The sequence below is a fragment of the Klebsiella sp. SYXHC3 genome (genome assembly GCF_057196925.1).
On sequence record NZ_JBXUNG010000003.1, the window covers coordinates 357,476 to 374,409 of the forward strand.

At 60.0% G+C, this 16,934-nt stretch carries 12 protein-coding genes; 5 read left to right on the forward strand and 7 right to left on the reverse strand.

Annotated features, from left to right (window positions below; translation table 11 throughout):
* Positions 1-15 precede the first annotated feature (15 nt).
* The 3 genes from AC2CGP_RS11200 to AC2CGP_RS11210 all read right to left on the reverse strand — a co-directional run bounded on the left by AC2CGP_RS11200 (position 16) and on the right by AC2CGP_RS11210 (position 3,940).
* A complete protein-coding gene (locus tag AC2CGP_RS11200) occupies positions 16-951 on the reverse strand; it encodes a D-ribose ABC transporter substrate-binding protein (protein ID WP_015367786.1) in 936 nt (311 codons plus the stop codon).
* Between the two features lie 170 nt (positions 952-1,121).
* Positions 1,122-2,642, reverse strand: coding sequence for an FGGY family carbohydrate kinase (locus AC2CGP_RS11205; protein WP_126027577.1), 1,521 nt, complete (start codon positions 2,640-2,642; stop codon positions 1,122-1,124).
* Positions 2,643-2,989: 347 nt separating this feature from the next.
* Positions 2,990-3,940 (reverse strand): sugar-binding transcriptional regulator, encoded by a 951-nt coding sequence (locus tag AC2CGP_RS11210; RefSeq protein WP_015367784.1) that lies wholly within the window; start codon positions 3,938-3,940, stop codon positions 2,990-2,992.
* A gap of 372 nt (positions 3,941-4,312) precedes the next feature.
* On the opposite strand from AC2CGP_RS11210, the gene AC2CGP_RS11215 reads away from it, so the two are divergent.
* Both AC2CGP_RS11215 and AC2CGP_RS11220 read left to right on the forward strand, forming a co-directional pair.
* A complete protein-coding gene (locus AC2CGP_RS11215) occupies positions 4,313-5,143 on the forward strand; it encodes a transketolase (protein ID WP_015367782.1) in 831 nt (276 codons plus the stop codon).
* On the forward strand, positions 5,136-6,077 hold the full coding sequence (locus AC2CGP_RS11220; RefSeq protein WP_045361960.1) for a transketolase family protein: 942 nt from the start codon (positions 5,136-5,138) through the stop codon (positions 6,075-6,077). The genes AC2CGP_RS11215 and AC2CGP_RS11220 overlap by 8 nt, the downstream gene beginning before the upstream one ends.
* 43 nt (positions 6,078-6,120) lie before the next feature.
* Here the strand turns inward: AC2CGP_RS11220 and fepA are convergent, their stop codons facing one another.
* Positions 6,121-8,349 carry a siderophore enterobactin receptor FepA gene (gene fepA / locus AC2CGP_RS11225; protein ID WP_015704704.1) on the reverse strand — a complete coding sequence of 743 codons (2,229 nt, stop codon included), beginning with the start codon at positions 8,347-8,349 and terminating at the stop codon, positions 6,121-6,123.
* A gap of 236 nt (positions 8,350-8,585) precedes the next feature.
* On the opposite strand from fepA, the gene fes reads away from it, so the two are divergent.
* Genes fes through entF form a run of 3 tightly spaced genes read left to right on the forward strand, consistent with a single transcriptional unit; the run spans position 8,586 to position 13,953 of the window.
* Complete coding sequence (gene fes, locus AC2CGP_RS11230) at positions 8,586-9,854, forward strand: enterochelin esterase (protein WP_225317915.1); 1,269 nt, start codon at positions 8,586-8,588, stop codon at positions 9,852-9,854.
* 3 nt (positions 9,855-9,857) lie between these two features.
* Positions 9,858-10,061: an MbtH family protein gene (locus tag AC2CGP_RS11235; RefSeq protein ID WP_015367778.1), complete on the forward strand. Its 204-nt coding sequence runs from the start codon at positions 9,858-9,860 to the stop codon at positions 10,059-10,061.
* Between the two features lie 10 nt (positions 10,062-10,071).
* A complete protein-coding gene (entF, locus tag AC2CGP_RS11240; RefSeq protein WP_213759373.1) occupies positions 10,072-13,953 on the forward strand; it encodes an enterobactin non-ribosomal peptide synthetase EntF in 3,882 nt (1,293 codons plus the stop codon).
* An 87-nt stretch (positions 13,954-14,040) separates the two neighbouring features.
* Here entF and fepC read toward each other — a convergent pair whose 3' ends face one another.
* Genes fepC through fepD form a run of 3 tightly spaced genes read right to left on the reverse strand, consistent with a single transcriptional unit; the run spans position 14,041 to position 16,828 of the window.
* The gene (gene fepC, locus AC2CGP_RS11245) at positions 14,041-14,835 is read right to left on the reverse strand and encodes an iron-enterobactin ABC transporter ATP-binding protein (RefSeq protein ID WP_015367776.1); all 795 of its coding nucleotides are present in this window, start codon (positions 14,833-14,835) and stop codon (positions 14,041-14,043) included.
* A complete protein-coding gene (gene fepG / locus AC2CGP_RS11250) occupies positions 14,832-15,821 on the reverse strand; it encodes an iron-enterobactin ABC transporter permease (RefSeq protein ID WP_213759396.1) in 990 nt (329 codons plus the stop codon). The genes fepC and fepG overlap by 4 nt, the downstream gene beginning before the upstream one ends.
* Entirely contained in the window at positions 15,821-16,828 is a 1,008-nt protein-coding gene (gene fepD, locus AC2CGP_RS11255) for a Fe(3+)-siderophore ABC transporter permease (RefSeq protein WP_015704708.1), read from the reverse strand. The genes fepG and fepD overlap by 1 nt, the downstream gene beginning before the upstream one ends.
* Positions 16,829-16,934: the final 106 nt, after the last annotated feature.

The following is a 16,934-nucleotide window of genomic DNA, read 5'->3' on the forward strand; positions in this document are numbered from 1 at the left end:
CGCAACCACCCGAACTCAGGACTTGATGTTGAAGTCCTGAACTTTATCTGCGTTATCCTGGGTAATCAGAATGCCGCGGAACATCACGCGCTGCTTCGCCGGCTTCTCGCCTTTTTGCAGGTAGTTATCCAGATCGGTAACGCCCTGGGCGGCGATGGCCTGCGCCTGGAGCATCACGGTCGCCTGTAGCGTACCGGCCTTCACCGCATCGCGTTCATCGTTGCTACCGTCGATACCGACGACGATCACATCGTTACGATTGGCCGCTTTTAGCGCCGCGATGGCGCCAAGGGCCACCGGGCCGTTACCGCAGATCACCCCTTTGACATCCGGGTGAGCCTGGAGAATGCTATCCATTATGCGTTTGCCGTCGATCAGGGTGCCTTTGGCATCCTGTTTTGCCACGCTGACCATATCCGGGTACTGGTCAATCACCTGGTGGAAGGATTTAGAACGGGTGACGCAGTTATTATCGGCGAGGTTGCAGGTCAGTTCGGCGTATTTGCCTTTTTCCGCCATTTTCTCAACAAATACGTTGGCGACTTCTGAACCGGCCTGGAAGTTATTGTGGGTAATTTGTTCCAGCGCGACATCATCAACCGGAATTTCACGGTTAATTAATACCACCGGAATGCCCGCTTTTTTGGCTTTTTCAATGGCGGCGACGCTGGCGGTGGAGTCGGCGTTATCGAGAATAATCCCCTGCACCTTTTTACCAATGGCGGTATCAATCAGCTCATTTTGCTTTTTGACATCTTCGCCATGCGAGAGCACGGTCGTTTTATAGCCGAGGGCTTGCGCTTTTTCGCTGGCGCCTTTGGCTTCCGAGGCGTAATAAGGGTTATCCAGCGAGTTAACCATTATCATAATGGTGCCTTTTTCGGCGCTATGCGCGGCAAAGGAAAAGGCAGTCAGGGTCGCAGCGGTTAAAAGAGTTAAACGTAATTTCATGACTCTGTTCCTATATTTTTATATTCGAACAAATGAGCCCCTGAGCGGGCAGGATTTTACGGTCTGAAATTTCCCCAGAATAAATTCGGGGGTGTGATACATCGTTATGGGCCGGGGTTCTCCTGTAGTGGGTTAATAAGGTTCGTCGCTCAATCTGACGCCGATGGGCATCAGGCTGGCGAATCCGGTTTCCATAATGTTCTGTTTACCGCATGGCGCCACTCCCGCCAGCGCTGCTGTAGTCGCTGGTGGCGGGCCATGTCGGGTTGAAAAGCGCTGTGTTCGGTTAAAAAGGCTTGCAGGTCGGCGGTCTCGCCCGGAGTGAGGGCTTTGCGGGCGAGTAGCGCCGCGCCGATGGCGGACAGCTCCGGGATATCGCTGCGCATTACCGGGCAGCCGAGCAGGTCGGCCTGATATTGCATCAGCCAGTTGTTGTTGGTTGGGCCGCCGTCGACCATTAACGCCGTCAGGGTGAATTCAGCGTGCTGGCGCATCGCCGCCACCACGTCGGCGATTTGATAGGTAATGGATTCCAGCGCCGCGCGGATCAGGTGCGCGCGCTTGACGCCGCGGCTGAGGCCGCAGATCACCCCGCGGGCGCTGTCATCCCACCAGGGGGCGCCGAGCCCGGTCAGCGCCGGCACGAAGTAGACCCCTAAGGTCGAATCGACGGAGGCGGGCAGGGTATTCAGCTCGTGGGCCAAATCGGCTGCTGAGAGTTCGCTCAGCCCGGTGCTGTCAGCCATCCATGCTACCGCATCGCCGGTATGGGGAATGTTGCCTTCCAGTCCCCACACCAGTCGGTCGCCATCGTGCCAGGCGACGGTGGTCGCCAGGGCGGCAATATCGCACTGGGCCGATTGGACCGGCGCCATCACCGAGGAGCCTGTGCCGTAGGTGGCTTTCACACAGCCAGCTTCGCCAAGGGCGTGGCCGAATAGCGCGGCGTGGGAGTCGCCAATCATCGCCATCACCGGAATACCGTCGGGGATCGCCGCCAGCCCTTTGGTGTAGCCGAACAGCCCGCTCGACGGTTTAATCTCCGGCAGCGCAGCGCGCGGAATACCAAACAGCGTCAGCATTTCGTCATCCCACTCGCCGCGGTGCAGATTCAGCAATTGGGTGCGGGCGGCGTTGGAATAATCGCAGAAGAAGGATTGTCCGCCGGTTAAATTCCACAGCAGCCAGCTGTCGATAGTGCCGAGGCAAATCTCGCCGCGTGCGGCAAGCTGATAGCCATCGGGAGTGGCGTCCAGCAGCCAGCGCATTTTGGAGGCGGAAAACAGCGGCGCAATCGGCAGGCCCGTGGCGTGCTTAATGCGCTGCTCCTGACGATCGCGACGCAGCGTGTCGCAGAACGCGGCGCTGCGGGTGCACTGCCAGGTGATGGCGGCGTTAATGGGTTCGCCACTGGCGCGATACCAGCCGATGGCGGTTTCGCGTTGATTGCTGATAGCCAGCGCCGCAACGTTTTCCGCGCCGACGTGAGCCACCGCTTTGGCGATCACCGCCAGCGAGGCCGCCACCAGCGCCTCGCCGGATTGTTCCACCCAACCTCCGCGCGGGGTTTGGATCGCCAGCGGCTGCGAGAACTTGACGCTAACCTTGCCTTTGCCGTCCAGCACCACGGCTTTCGCGTTGGTGGTGCCTTCATCCAGCGCAATGATGAACTCTTTGGCTGTCGCCTGCATATGATGCTCTCCTCGGTCACCCATTGTCCTGGAACGGCGGAAACAGAGATGGTCTCCGGCCATTGCATGCGTCTATGCAGGCCATGATGTGACATATCGTTATCGCTTTTTAATCACTGAATATATATTCGATAGTGATTATTTATTTGATACCTTAAGCCACAACCCGGTGATGGGCTACCTGAAAAATCATCAATTGTGCTGGCAATCACATTTCGCAGATTGGGAATATGACACGAAGGCGGGGAGGGTGTTTATTTAATGTATTGAATTATAATGAGTTATTCTGCAATCCCTGTTGCTGAAAAACAGCCTCAGGGATTGACGAGGCATAAAACTGCGGAGGATTAGTCGCTAACCAGTAGTCTGGCGGTGGGGTAATCGGTGATTAAAACATCGATATAGCCGCCGGTAAGCGCGCCTTTAATTGCCGCGACTTTGTCGGTGCCGCCGGCCAGCGCGACCACGTTCGGACATTTTTTGACTTTCTCCAGCGCCATGCCGATCACCGGATCTTCATCTTCGCGTAACACCGGCTGGCCGTATTTGTCGTAGTAGTGCAGGCAGATATCGCCAACCGCGCCGCGTGCCGCCAGCACCTGCAGCATATCTTCGTGATAATAGTTACCCGACGTTTTCAGCAACTGGGAAGGTTCGAGAATTCCAATGCCGACAATGGCGATATCGACCTCGTCAAAGCGTGAAACCACGTCGGCGACATCTTTGCTGGCCAGCAGGCGATTGCGCTCTTCCATGGAGCCTTCGATGCTCTGCGACGGCAGCAGCCAGGCATCGCAGTTAAGACGCTGGGCCAGCGTCTGGGTGAGGATCGTCGCCTGCACGTTGCCGTTGGGCCCGACGCCGCCAAGCAGTTGGATGACGCCGCTGGCCTTCAGATTTTGCGCGTGGACCTCATCAACCATCGCGCGGATGGTCGAACTCCATGAAGAGACGCCAATCAGATCTTTTGGCCGCAGGCGGGTTTCCAGGTAGTGCGCGGCGGCGGAGCCAATCGCCCGCTTGATGGTATGGTCGCTGGCCTCTTCTTCGGTATCGACCACCACCGCCTGTTTAAGCCCGTAGCGATCCTCAAGCCCCTTTTCGAGATTGAGAAAGATATTCGATGGCTGCACGACGCTGATTTTGACGACGCCCTCTTTTTGGCAGCGGGTAATCGCACGAGAGACAAATGACTGAGACAGCGAGAGAAGTTGGGCGATATCAGACTGCTTTCGTCCTTCCAGATAGTAAAGCGTGGCAATCTTCACCAATAGCCGTTGTTCATCCTGCTTAGCCATATTTATCCTCGAAAATCATTTATCGCCTTTCTTCAGGCGTTTAGCTGCAGCCATTATCGTAGTGACTTCTATCATACGCGAAAAAAAATCACACTTAAGTGTGATGGTGGTCAAATTTTTACCACTCATCAAAATCGACTATGGACAAAAACAAAACAGCCAGGTCATAATCGAATAAAGAATCATCATTGAATATATATTCAAGGTGGCTTTGAGTCAACGAGTTTATCCGGGCTTACCTGGAGCGGGAGGCAGAATGTTCCTGAGTACGGCGCAGTGGTGTAAGGCTAACCACCGACATGGGGATATCTGGTTTTTTTAGTTCCTGTTGGAATAAATATTCCATATTGAAAATAAATTCAGAGGTATTAAATGAATCCCTACAGATTTGATATCCAGACGCTTGAGCGCAAAGCGCGCGCCGTGCGCCGCCACATTGTCCGCTTAAACGCCAATAGTCCGGCTGGCGGTCACACCGGGGCTGACCTGTCGCAGGTCGAATTGTTAACCGCGCTCTATTTCCGCGTACTCAATGCGGCGCCCGATCGTCTTGACGACCCGCAGCGCGATATCTATATCCAGTCGAAAGGCCATGCGGTGGGCTGCTACTACTGCGTACTGGCGGAAGCCGGTTTTTTCCCGATCGATTGGCTGGAGACCTACCAGCACGCGAACTCGCACCTTCCCGGTCATCCGGTGCGGCAGAAAACGCCGGGCATTGAGCTTAACACCGGCGCGCTGGGCCACGGTTTGCCTGTTGCGGTGGGGCTGGCGCTGGCCGCAAAGAAAAGCAACAGCCCCCGCCGCATCTTTTTAATCACCGGCGACGGCGAACTGGCAGAAGGCAGTAACTGGGAGGCGGCGCTGGCGGCGGCCCATTATGGCCTCGATAACCTGGTCATTATTAATGATAAGAACAATCTTCAGCTGGCCGGGCCAACCCGTGAAATTATGAATACCGATCCGCTGGCCGATAAATGGCGGGCCTTCGGCATGGAGGTCAGCGAATGCGACGGCAACGATATGGCCTCGGTGGTCGCGGCTATCGAAGGGCTGCAGCAGAACGGTAAACCTAACGTCATTATTGCCAACACCACGAAGGGCGCGGGCATCTCCTTTATCCAGGGGCGCCCGGAGTGGCACCACCGGGTGCCGAAAGGCGAGGAAATCGCACTGGCGCTGGAGGAACTGAAAGATGAGTAATGCAGAACACCTGGCGAACGTGATGGTCGAGGCGTTTATCGCCGCGGTGGAAAAGGGCGTCGATCTGGTGCCGGTGGTCGCGGACTCCACCTCAACGGCCAAGATCGCTCCCTTTATTAAGCAGTTCCCCGGACGGCTGGTTAACGTCGGTATCGCCGAGCAGAGCATGGTCGGCACCGCCGCGGGGCTGGCGCTCGGCGGTAAAGTGGCGGTGACCTGTAACGCCGCGCCGTTCCTTGTCTCCCGCGCTAACGAGCAGATTAAAGTCGATGTCTGCTACAACAACACCAACGTCAAGCTCTTTGGCCTTAACGCCGGGGCCAGCTATGGCCCATTGGCCAGTACCCACCATGCTATTGACGACCTGGCGGTAATGCGCGGTTTCGGCAATATCCAGATTTTCGCCCCCTCCACGCCGCGCGAATGTCGGCAGATTATCGACTACGCCCTGGCGTATCAGGGGCCGGTTTATATCCGCCTTGACGGCAAGGCGCTGCCGGAGTTGCATGACGAAGCGTACCGTTTTGTGCCCGGCGCGGTGCTGACCCTGCGCGAAGGCGCTGCGGTGGCGCTGGTGGCGACCGGTTCAACCGTGCACGAAGTGGTGGAGGCGGCGCAGCAGCTTGCCGACCTTGGTATTGAGGCGAAAGTGGTCAGCGTGCCGTCGATTCGTCCCTGTGATACCGCGGCGCTGCTGGCGGCGCTGCAGTCATGCCGTTCAGTTATTACCGTCGAAGAGCATAACGTCAACGGCGGTCTGGGGAGCCTGGTCGCCGAAGTGCTGGCGGAAGCGGGCGCGGGGATTGCCTTGCAGCGTCTGGGGATCCCGGATGGCGAGTATGCGGCGGCCGCCGATCGCGGATGGCTGCGTCAACATCACGGTTTTGACGCAGCGTCGATTGTCGCGCGGGTACAGAAAATAGCGCAGGGTTGAAAAAACGCCCTCCCGGGGGGGAGGGCGTCAGACACTAATATTATCAGAAGTGGGTGTTGACGCTCATATACCAGGTACGGCCGGATTCGTTATAGGTCTCCGCGCCAGCGCCGTACATATAACCCTTGTCGCCGCCGGTGGTTTGGGCGTTACCCGCGCGCCAGTGGCGCTTGTCGAAGACGTTATCCACGCCGCCGGTCAGGCTGACGTTTTTGGTCACGTCCCAGGTCGCGCTCAGGCCGAGGATGCTATACGGGCTGACCTCGTTCTTCTCGCTGCCGGAGACCGGCTGGCCTTTGTAGTTGTACTTCTTCGGTTCCTGCTTGCCGTACCAGGTGAAGGTCGATTGCACAGAAACGTCCTGATAAACCTGCCAGCTCAGCGTTGAGTTCAGCGTGTATTCCGGAATAATCGACAGGCGATCGCCGGTCTCTTTGTTCTTACTCTGCAGCATGTAGGTGATGTTGTTGGTCCAGTTCACCGTCTCGCTGACCGGCACGTTCAACGTGCCTTCCAGCCCTTCAACTACCGCTTTCGGCACGTTTTCCCATTTGTACAGATCGGTGCCTTTGCCGTTGGTATAAACCGGAGCATAGCCTGCTTCAATCTTGTTGCGGTAATCGTTACGGAACCAGGTGACGCCCGCCAGCCAGCCGTCGCGTTTGAATTCCAGGCCGATCTCTTTGTTGATGCTGGTCTCTGCTTTTAAGTCATCATTCCCTTGCAGATAGCAGCCGGATTTACTCGCATAGCAGCCCTGGCCTTTACTGTAGAGAATATAGTTGGGGTTGGTTTGATACAGGCTCGGCGCTTTATAGGCGCGAGCGATACCCATTTTCAGGGTAAAGTCGTCGCCCAGACCCTGCGACAGGTTCAGCGACGGGCTCCAGTTATTACCGACGATGCTGTGGTGATCGAAACGCAGCGCCGGCGTCAGCATGGTGGTATCGGTCACTTCCATGTTGTTCTCGGCGAACAGCGAGAAGATTTCCGCTTTTGAATAGGGGCTGCGGCCGGTGCTGTCGTAGCCCGGGATTTCACCGCCGGAGAGTTCCTGGGTATTAGAGGCGTTGTCCTTCATGCGCTGCTGGTTCCATTCGGTACCCAGCGTCAGATTCTGGTTAACCCACAGATCGAACGGAATATTGACTTCGCTGTGCAGCATCACGTCGGAGAGATCGATATCCGAGAACTGGTTGCTGCTGAAGATCCCCTCGGTGCCGCCCGCCAGGCCTTCGCCTTTACGCGAGTTGCGGGTGTGTTCGTACTGCGCCCAGTTGCTGGTGGTCACGCCGTTATCCCAGCCGCCGTTCCAGGTCACGGAGTAAGTATTGCGATAGAGACGGTTGGTCTCTTTACCGTAGTTCTCTTTCACCAGATCGTTGCTGTTGGTGTTTTGCGTATCACCGGCATACAGGTTGCCCTGGCGGCTATAGCCAGCTTCAAACTCCAGCGACTGCATCGGCGCGAAATCCCAGCGCACCACGCCGTTGATGTTTTTGTTTTCTACCCCTTCACGCCCGGCGGGCAGGGTATCGGCGTAAATGCCGGTACGTTCAGACTGGTGGCCCTGGTTGATATCCCAGGCGTCAGCCTGGGTTTTATCGAGATTACCGTACATGCGGAAGCTGAAATCGCCGCCCAGCGGGCCGCTGAGGCTAAAGTCGGTACGCTTGGTCGCGCCTTCGTCTTTATGCTCCGGCATGTTCATGTAGGCGTTCCACGAACCATGCCACTGGTTGTCGAATTTTTTCGTAATGATGTTGACCACGCCGCCCGCCGCGCCGTTACCGTAACGCGCCGCCGCCGGGCCGCGGATAACGTCTATACGTTCGATCATTTCCGGCGGTACCCAGCTGGTATCGCCGCGGGTGTCGCGTTCGCCGCGCCAGCCGAGACGAACAGAGTTACGGCTGGTCACGGGCTTACCATCAATCAGGATTAAAGTGTTTTCCGGGCCCATACCGCGAATATCAATCTGGCGATTGTTGCCGCGCTGGCCGCTGGTGGAGTTGCCGGTCAGGTTGACGCCCGGCATGGTACGGATGATTTCAGAGACGTCGCGCGCCGGCGGACGTTTGCGAATTTCATCGGCGGTAATGGTGGAAACGCCCGGCGCCTGTAGGTTTTGCACCTCGGCGGTGACCACCATCGTTTCTTCACCGGCGGCTTGTTTACTGTCGGTGGTTTCTTCCGCCGCGCACAGCGGGAATGCCACCCCGTAGATACCCAGATTGACCATTAAGGCCAGGGACTTAATCCTGTTATTCATTGTAAGTCAGTTCCGCTTTTCTTTGCCGCTTTCCCCAGAAGCCCCTTCCCACCGGGAGAGGAGGCGGCATAAATGTAGCCAGTAGAAGGTGAACGCTTTCCGTAGCCGACCGAGCCAAACGCTCTGAAAAGACCCTCTCTGACCTTGATTTAATGTAATGAGAAGACGCGCTACCCATAGGCGCGTTAATACGCTATTGCAAATGCAAATAGTTATCAATAATATTATCAATAAATATTACCTTTGTTGATAAAAATCACGGTAAACATAGGGTTACTGACGGAATGCAAATAACGGGAAGTGACGACTGGTGGCGGGAGATCGCCGGCCCGCAGACAGAGGCGCTGGGCGACGCATATCGGGTGACCTTCTGGTGGCGCGATCCGGCAGGCAGCGAAACCACGTCGCCGATTCGGCGGGTGTGGATTTACATTACCGGCGTCACCGATCATCACCACAACGCGGCGCCGCAAACCCTGCAGCGCATCCCAGGTACCGATGCCTGGTGCTGGCAAACCACGCTCCCCGCCAGCTGGCGCGGCAGCTACTGTTTTATTCCCTCCGAACGCGACGACGATTTTTCCCCGCAGCTCTTTAACGGTGAAGCGCCGGACCGCGCGCTACTGCGCGAAGGCTGGCGCAAACTGCTGCCGCGGGCGGTTGCCGATCCCCGCAATCCGCAAAGCTGGAAGGGGGGGCGCGGCCACGCGGTCTCAGCGCTGGAACTGCCGCAGGCGCCGGAACAGCCGGGTTGGCATTATCGCGAGCCGGTTTCGCCAGCGCCGCGCTGTATTGAATGGCGCAGCCAGCGATTAGGAAACCAGCGACGAGTGTGGATTTACACCACCGGCAGTGGGGCGGATCGCCCGCTGGCGGTCCTGCTTGACGGCCAGTTCTGGGCCGAAAGCATGCCTGTCTTTGCGCCGCTGGCGGGGCTGACGCGGGAAGGCCGCCTGCCGCCGGCGGTCTATGTGCTGATCGACGTTATCGACAATCAACACCGCGGCGTGGAGCTGCCCTGCAATCGTGATTTCTGGCTGGCGGTACAGGAAGAACTGCTGCCGCTGGTGCAGGCCGTGGCGCCATTCAGCGATCGCGCCGACAGGACGGTAGTTGCGGGGCAGAGCTTCGGCGGTCTGGCGGCGATGTATGCCGCGCTCCACTGGCCGCAGCGTTTTGGCTGCGTTCTGAGCCAGTCGGGGTCGTACTGGTGGCCGCAGCGCGGCAGTAGCCAGCCGGGAGTGATACTTGAACAACTGCAGCGCGGCGAGCTTCGACCGCAGGGGCTGCGTATCTGGCTGGAAGCCGGCGTGCGCGAGCCGATTATTTTTCGCGCCAACCAGGCGCTTTTCGCGCAACTACGGCAGACCACGCCGTCCGTTTTCTGGCGCCAGGTTGACGGCGGTCATGACGCGCTATGCTGGCGCGGCGGGCTGACGTCCGGGCTTATCCAGCTATGGCAGCCTTTGCGCCGCGGGCAACAACACGCGCTTAATGAGGAGTGAGAGATGCAATTCAGCAACCCCTTCGACAATCCGCAAGGGCAGTTTTACATTCTGCGCAACGCACAGGGGCAATATAGTTTGTGGCCGCATCACTGCGCGCTGCCGACAGGCTGGACGGTGGAGTGTCCGCCGCAGTCATTAGAGGCCTGCAACGCCTGGCTTGCCGCCAACTGGTCAACCCTTATCCCAGCGCACTACGCCTCCTGAGGAGCTTTCGATGAGTACACGTTTACCGCTGGTTGCGGCGCAGCCGGGAATTTGGATGGCTGAACGCCTCTCCACGCTACCCGGCGCCTGGAGCGTTGCCCACTATGTTGAACTGCGCGGCAATCTTGATCCGGCGCTGCTGAGTAAGGCGATCGTCGCCGGGCTTAAGCAGGCCGATACCCTGAGCATGCGCTTTTGCGAAGATAATGGCGAAGCGTGGCAGTGGGTTGATGACGCGCGCGAGTTTGCCGAGCCGCAAAGCGTCGACCTGCGCCAGCAGGCCGATCCGCATATGTCCGCGCTGACGCTGATGCAAAGCGATCTCGGGCAGAATCTGCGCGTCGACAGCGGTAATCCGCTGGTCTGCCATCAGCTCATGCGCGTTGGCGACGACTGCTGGTACTGGTATCAGCGCTATCACCATTTACTGGTCGATGGTTTTAGTTTCCCGGCCATTACCCGCCAGATCGCCGCTATTTATCGTGCCTGGCAACGCGGCGAAGAGACGCCGGATTCACCGTTTACGCCGTTCGCCGAAGTGGTGGAAGAGTATCAGCGCTACTACGGCAGCGAGGCGTGGCAGCGCGATAAAGCCTTCTGGCAGGCGCAGCGTCAGGCGTTGCCGTCTCCGGCCTCGCTATCAGACGCGCCGCTGGCCGGCCGGGCGACCAGCAGCGATATCTGGCGCCTGAAACTGGAGGCCGATCCGGCTGTCTTCAGCCAGCTCGCGGCCAGCGCGCCGCAGTGCCAGCGCGCCGATCTGGCGTTGGCGCTGACGACGTTGTGGCTGGGGCGGTTGTGCGGCCGAATGGATTACGCGGCTGGCTTTATCTTTATGCGCCGCATGGGATCGGCGGCGCTGACCGCCACCGGCCCGGTACTCAACGTACTGCCGCTGGCGGTGAATATCGACGCGCAGGAGACGCTGGCGCAACTGGCGACGCGTCTCTCCGGACAACTGAAAAAAATGCGTCGCCATCAGCGCTACGATGCCGAGCAAATTGTCCGCGATAGCGGTAAAGCGGCGGGCGACGAACCGCTGTTTGGCCCGGTGCTGAACATCAAAGTCTTTGATTACCAGTTGGATATCGACGACGTGCAGGCGCAGACGCATACCCTCGCCACCGGCCCGGTGAATGACCTCGAGCTGGCACTGTTCCCGGACGAACGCGGCGGTCTGTCGCTGGAGATCCTCGCCAATAAAGCGCGTTATGATGAGGCGACGCTGAACCGCCACGTGTCGCGGCTGACCGCGCTGCTGGCGCAGTTCGCCGCCAACCCGGCGCTACGCTGTGGCGAGGCGGAGATGCTGTCGGCGGAAGAAGGCGCGCAGCTGGCATTGATCAACAATACCGCGATGCCGCTGCCGACCACTACCCTCAGCGCGCTGGTGGCGGAACAGGCGCGGAAAACGCCGGATGCCCCGGCGCTGGCGGATGCCAGCTGGCGCTTTAGCTACCGCGAAATGCGCCAGCAGGTGGTGGCGCTGGCCAACCTGCTGCAGCAACGCGGCGTGAAGCCGGGGGATAGCGTGGCGGTTGCCTTACCGCGTTCGGTGTTCCTGACGCTGGCGCTGCACGGCATTGTCGAAGCCGGCGCCGCCTGGCTGCCGCTGGACACCGGCTACCCGGATGACCGTCTGCGGATGATGCTGGAAGATGCGCAGCCATCGCTGCTGATTACCTCTGACGATCAACTGTCCCGGTTTAGCGATATTCCGGGACTGACCAGCTTGTGTTATGAGCAGCCGCTGGCTGCTGAAGATGATACGCCGCTGGCGCTGTCAAAACCGGAACATACCGCGTATATCATCTTCACCTCCGGTTCCACCGGACGGCCGAAAGGGGTGATGGTCGGGCAGACCGCCATCGTGAACCGCCTGCTGTGGATGCAAAATCACTATCCGTTAACCGCCGCCGATGTGGTGGCGCAGAAGACGCCGTGCAGCTTTGATGTCTCGGTATGGGAGTTCTGGTGGCCGTTTATGACCGGCGCCCAGCTGGTGATGGCGGCGCCGGAGGCGCATCGCGATCCACAGGCGATGCAGCGGTTCTTCGCGCAGTACGGCGTGACCACCACCCACTTTGTTCCGTCGATGCTGGCGGCGTTTGTCGCCTCGCTGGATAGCGATAATGTGTCGTCCTGCCGGACGCTAAAACGCGTTTTCTGTAGCGGCGAAGCGCTGCCGACGGAACTGTGTCGCGAATGGGAGCGCTTAACCGGCGCGCCATTGCATAACCTGTACGGGCCGACGGAAGCGGCGGTGGATGTCAGCTGGTATCCCGCCTGCGGGCCAGAGCTGGCGGCGGTCACCGGCACCAGCGTGCCTATCGGCTGGCCGGTATGGAACACCGGATTACGTATTCTTGATGCCGCCATGCGCCCGGTGCCGCCGGGCGTGGCGGGTGATTTGTACTTAACGGGCATTCAGCTGGCGCAGGGGTATCTGGGCCGCCCGGATCTCACCGCCAGCCGCTTTATTGCCGACCCGTTTGCCCCCGGCGAGCGCATGTACCGCACCGGCGATGTGGCGCGCTGGCTGGATAACGGGGCGGTAGAGTATCTTGGCCGCAGCGACGATCAGTTGAAAATTCGCGGTCAGCGCATTGAGCTTGGCGAGATCGACCGGGTGATGGCGGCGTTGCCGGACGTCGCGCAGGCGGTGTGCCACGCCTGCGTCTTCAATCAGGCGGCGGCCACCGGCGGCGATGCCCGCCAGCTCGTCGGTTATCTGGTGAGCGAGTCCGGCCAGCCGCTGGACGTGGCGGCGCTGAAGGCCCGTCTTAGCGAACAGCTGCCGCCGCACATGGTGCCGGTGGTGTTAATCCAGCTGGAATCCTTCCCGCTCAGCGCCAACGGTAAGCTGGATCGTAAAGCGCTACCGCTCCCCTCCTTAAGCAGCGAGCGCAGCGGTCGCCCGCCGCAATCGGCTACCGAAATGGCCGTTGCCGCGGCGTTCAGCCAGCTGCTGGGCTGCGAGGTAAATGACATCGACGCCGATTTCTTCGCCCTCGGTGGCCATTCGCTGCTGGCGATGCGGCTGGCGGCGCAGCTTAGCCGCGAGCTGGCGCGGCAGGTGACGCCGGGGCAGGTGATGGTCGCTTCGACGGTCGGCAAGCTGAGCGCGCTGCTGGCTTCCGACCTGAGCGACGAGCAGGCGCAGCGCCTGGGCTTCGATGCGCTGTTGCCGCTGCGCGAGAGCGACGGTCCGACGCTGTTCTGCTTCCATCCGGCCTCCGGTTTTGCCTGGCAGTTCAGCGTGCTGGCGCGTTATCTTAACCCGCGCTGGTCAATTACCGGTATTCAGTCGCCGCGTCCGACGGGGCCGATGGCTTCCGCTGCCAACCTCGACGAAGTTTGCGAGCACCATCTGCGCACGCTTTTAGCGCAGCAGCCGCATGGGCCTTACTATCTGTTTGGCTATTCGCTCGGCGGAACGCTGGCGCAGGGGATTGCCGCCCGTTTACGCCAGCGCGGCGAAGAGGTGGCGTTCCTCGGCCTGCTGGATACCTGGCCGCCGGAGACGCAAAACTGGGCGGAGAAAGAGGCGAACGGCCTGGATCCCGAGGTGCTGGCGGAAATCGCCCGCGAGCGCGAAGCGTTTCTCGCTGCTCAGCAGGGGCAGGCTTCCGGCGAGCTGTTCAGCGCGATCGAAGGTAACTACGCCGATGCGGTGCGCCTGTTGACGACCGCACACAGTGCGAAGTTTGACGGCAAGGCAACGCTATTTGTGGCGGAGAAAACGCGCCAGAAAGGGATGGATCCGCAGGTCGCATGGGGGCCATGGGTTGGCGAGCTGGAGGTGTTCAGCCAGAACTGCGCCCACGTCGAGATTATCTCGCCGCAGGCCTTTGAAGCGATAGGCCCGGTAGTGCGGGAGATTCTGGGGTAACGGTAGAGCCCGGGCTACCCGTTTTTGGTAGCCCGGCTCAGCACAGCGCAAGCCGGGAATGCGATGGTTGAGATGGTATAGAAAAGATTATCGGCGACCCAGCGGCACTACCAGCGGCGTATGCGCCACCGGATCGTCGATGATCGTGCAGCGCAGACCGTAGATACGCTCAATCAGATCCGCCGTGACGATCTCTTTCGGCGCGCCTTCGGCCACGATCTTACCGTCGCGCAGGGCGATCAGATGGGTGGCGTAACGACAGGCCTGATTGAGATCGTGCAGTACCGCCGCCAGCGTATATCCCTTCTCGCGATTCAGCTCGCTTAACAGTTCCAGCAGGTCGATCTGATGGCTGATATCCAGCCAGGTCGTCGGCTCATCAAGCAGCATAATCGCCGTCTCCTGCGCCAGTACCATCGCAATCCACGCCCGCTGGCGCTGGCCGCCGGAGAGGGTATCCACGCTCTGCAGCGCGAGGTCGACAATACCCGTCGCCCGCATCGCGTTATTTACCGCTGCTTCGTCTTCTTTACGCCAACGGGTAAACATCGGCTGGTGCGGATAGCGCCCGCGCGCCACCAGCTCCTGTACGGTGATATCGCCGGGCGTGGTGGCATTCTGCGCCAGCAGGCCAATCCGCTTTGCCACCTCTTTGCTGGCGTAGTGCTGGATCTGCTCGCCATCGAGATAAACGTGGCCGCTGGACGGGGTCATCAGGCGGCTGAGGGTGCGAAGCAGGGTTGATTTACCACAGCCGTTGGGGCCGATAATCGCCGTGAAATGGCCGTCAGGAATCGTGACGTTCAGCGATTCGGCGATGGTCTTTTTGCCGTAGGCCAGGGTCAACTGGTCGCCGCGCAAACGGGAAGTTACAGCGGTCATTTTTTGCGGGACTCCTGAATTAATAACGCGATGAGGTAGATACCGCCAAGACTGACGGTGACCACCCCTACCGGTAACTGATAAGGCATGAACAGGCGCTGGGCGCAGTAATCGGCCAGCGCCAGCAGCAGCGCGCCGCACAGCGCCGACTGGGTTAACCCCCAGCGTGCGGTGCCGCTTATCCGCCGGGCGATATGCGGGGCGACCAGCGCGACGAAAGAAATAGGCCCGGCCAGCGCGGTGGCGGAAGCGGTCAGCAGCACCGCCACCAGCATCAGCAGCAGGCGTGAACGTTCGACTCGAACCCCCAGCGCGCAGGCGGTATCGTCGCCCATCTCCAGCAGTCGCATCCGCCGCGCCAGCAGCGCGCCGCACGCTAACATCAGCAGGATCAGCGGCGCCGATGGCCAGGTTTTGCCCCACGTCAGGCCGTTGAGCGAACCGGCATTCCACAACCCGGCGGAAAGGGCAGTCTCAAGCGACGCGCGCAGCAGCAGCCAGGTATTGAATGCCACCAGCATGGCGCGCACGCCGATGCCGATAATGATCAGGCGGAAGGTTTCAATGCCGTTGCGCCACGCCAGCAGCCACACCACCAGCGAGGTCAGCACGCCGCCAAGCATCGCCGCCAGCGCGATGGCGGTCAGGTTCTGGCCGAACATCACCATCGCCACCAGCACGCCGCTCCAGGCACCGGTGTTGAAGCCCATCACGTCCGGGCTACCCAGCGGGTTACGCATCAATGACTGAAAAATGGCGCCGCTGACGCCAAGCCCGGCGCCGATCAGCAGCGCCATCAGCACGCGCGGCAAGCGCCATTCGGTGACCACCATGCTGACGTTGCGCGGCGCGTCGCCGAGCAGCGCAGAAACCACCTGTTCAATGCTGAGCGGCACCAGGCCATTACCCAGACCGAACAGGGACACCAGCAGACTGGCGGCGATCAGCAGCAGGCAGCAGAACATCAGGCGGCGGGAGGGAGCCATCACAGCGCACCTCCTCGCGGCTGACGGCGAACCAGCCAGATCAACACCGGCGCGCCGATAAAGGCGCTGACCACCGAAACGCGCAATTCACCAGGCACCAACAGGCGGCCAAGCACGTCGGCAAACAGCAACAGGGCGGGGGTGGCGAGCAGCGTAACCGGCAATGACCAGCGGTGATCCGCCCCTACCAGCCAGCGGGCCATATGCGGCATCATCAGGCCGATAAAGGCGATAGGGCCGACCAGCGCCGTCGCGCTGCCGCACAGGACGGTTATCGCCAGCAGGCCGATTAACTGGGTGCGCGCGACCCGGCTGCCGAGCGCGGTGGCGGTGTCGGCGCCGAGACTCAGGCTGTTCAGCGCCCGGCTGAGAAAAAGGGTTACCACGGCGGCAATCAGCACCGGTAGCAGGACGATTTTCAGCGTTTGCAGGGTGCGAATATCCAGCGAGCCGGCTTGCCAGAAGCGCAGTTGGTCATACACGTCCGGGTTGAGCAGGGCGATGCCGTTGGATAGGCCTTCCAGGACCGCCGCCAGCGCTACGCCCGCGAGGGTCAGGCGCACCGGGCTAAGCTGGCCGCCGCCCTGGCTGCCGGTAAACGCGACCAGTAGCGACGCGGCGAAGGCGCCGCAAAAGGCCATCAGCAACTGCTCCTGCGGCGAAGTGATGCCCAACAGCGCCGCACCGAGCACGATGGCGAAGCTGGCGCCGGAGTTGACGCCGAGCAGGCCCGGGTCGGCCAACGGGTTACGGGTGAGGGTTTGCATTAGCGCGCCGGCGAGGCCAAGCGCGCAGCCGGCCAGCAATCCGGCCAGCGTACGCGGCAGGCGGGCATCCAGTACGATAGTGCAGTCGGCGCTCTGACAGCTGCCGGAGAAGGCATCGACAATCACCGAAGGCGGCAGAGGTTTGGCGCCGATAAGCAGGCTGAGCGCAATCGCGAGAGCTAAAAGTAACAAGAGACCAGGCACGGCGACGGCGCGCACCGTGGTCGTAGAAAACGACATAGTTCAAATCCCTGATATGATAATGATATTAATTATCGTTATCGATTTTATTCAGGTATATTACCATGAGAAACCATAAAAATGGTATGAAAAATAACGACAAGGC

Coding starts and splice junctions, on each gene's coding strand:
- AC2CGP_RS11200 (WP_015367786.1), bottom strand. CDS start 951: ATGAAATTACGTTTAACTCTTTTAACCGCTGCGACCCTGACTGCCTTT.
- AC2CGP_RS11205 (WP_126027577.1), bottom strand. CDS start 2,642: ATGCAGGCGACAGCCAAAGAGTTCATCATTGCGCTGGATGAAGGCACC.
- AC2CGP_RS11210 (WP_015367784.1), bottom strand. CDS start 3,940: ATGGCTAAGCAGGATGAACAACGGCTATTGGTGAAGATTGCCACGCTT.
- AC2CGP_RS11215 (WP_015367782.1), top strand. CDS start 4,313: ATGAATCCCTACAGATTTGATATCCAGACGCTTGAGCGCAAAGCGCGC.
- AC2CGP_RS11220 (WP_045361960.1), top strand. CDS start 5,136: ATGAGTAATGCAGAACACCTGGCGAACGTGATGGTCGAGGCGTTTATC.
- fepA (WP_015704704.1), bottom strand. CDS start 8,349: ATGAATAACAGGATTAAGTCCCTGGCCTTAATGGTCAATCTGGGTATC.
- AC2CGP_RS11235 (WP_015367778.1), top strand. CDS start 9,858: ATGCAATTCAGCAACCCCTTCGACAATCCGCAAGGGCAGTTTTACATT.
- entF (WP_213759373.1), top strand. CDS start 10,072: ATGAGTACACGTTTACCGCTGGTTGCGGCGCAGCCGGGAATTTGGATG.
- fepC (WP_015367776.1), bottom strand. CDS start 14,835: ATGACCGCTGTAACTTCCCGTTTGCGCGGCGACCAGTTGACCCTGGCC.
- fepG (WP_213759396.1), bottom strand. CDS start 15,821: ATGGCTCCCTCCCGCCGCCTGATGTTCTGCTGCCTGCTGCTGATCGCC.
- fepD (WP_015704708.1), bottom strand. CDS start 16,828: ATGTCGTTTTCTACGACCACGGTGCGCGCCGTCGCCGTGCCTGGTCTC.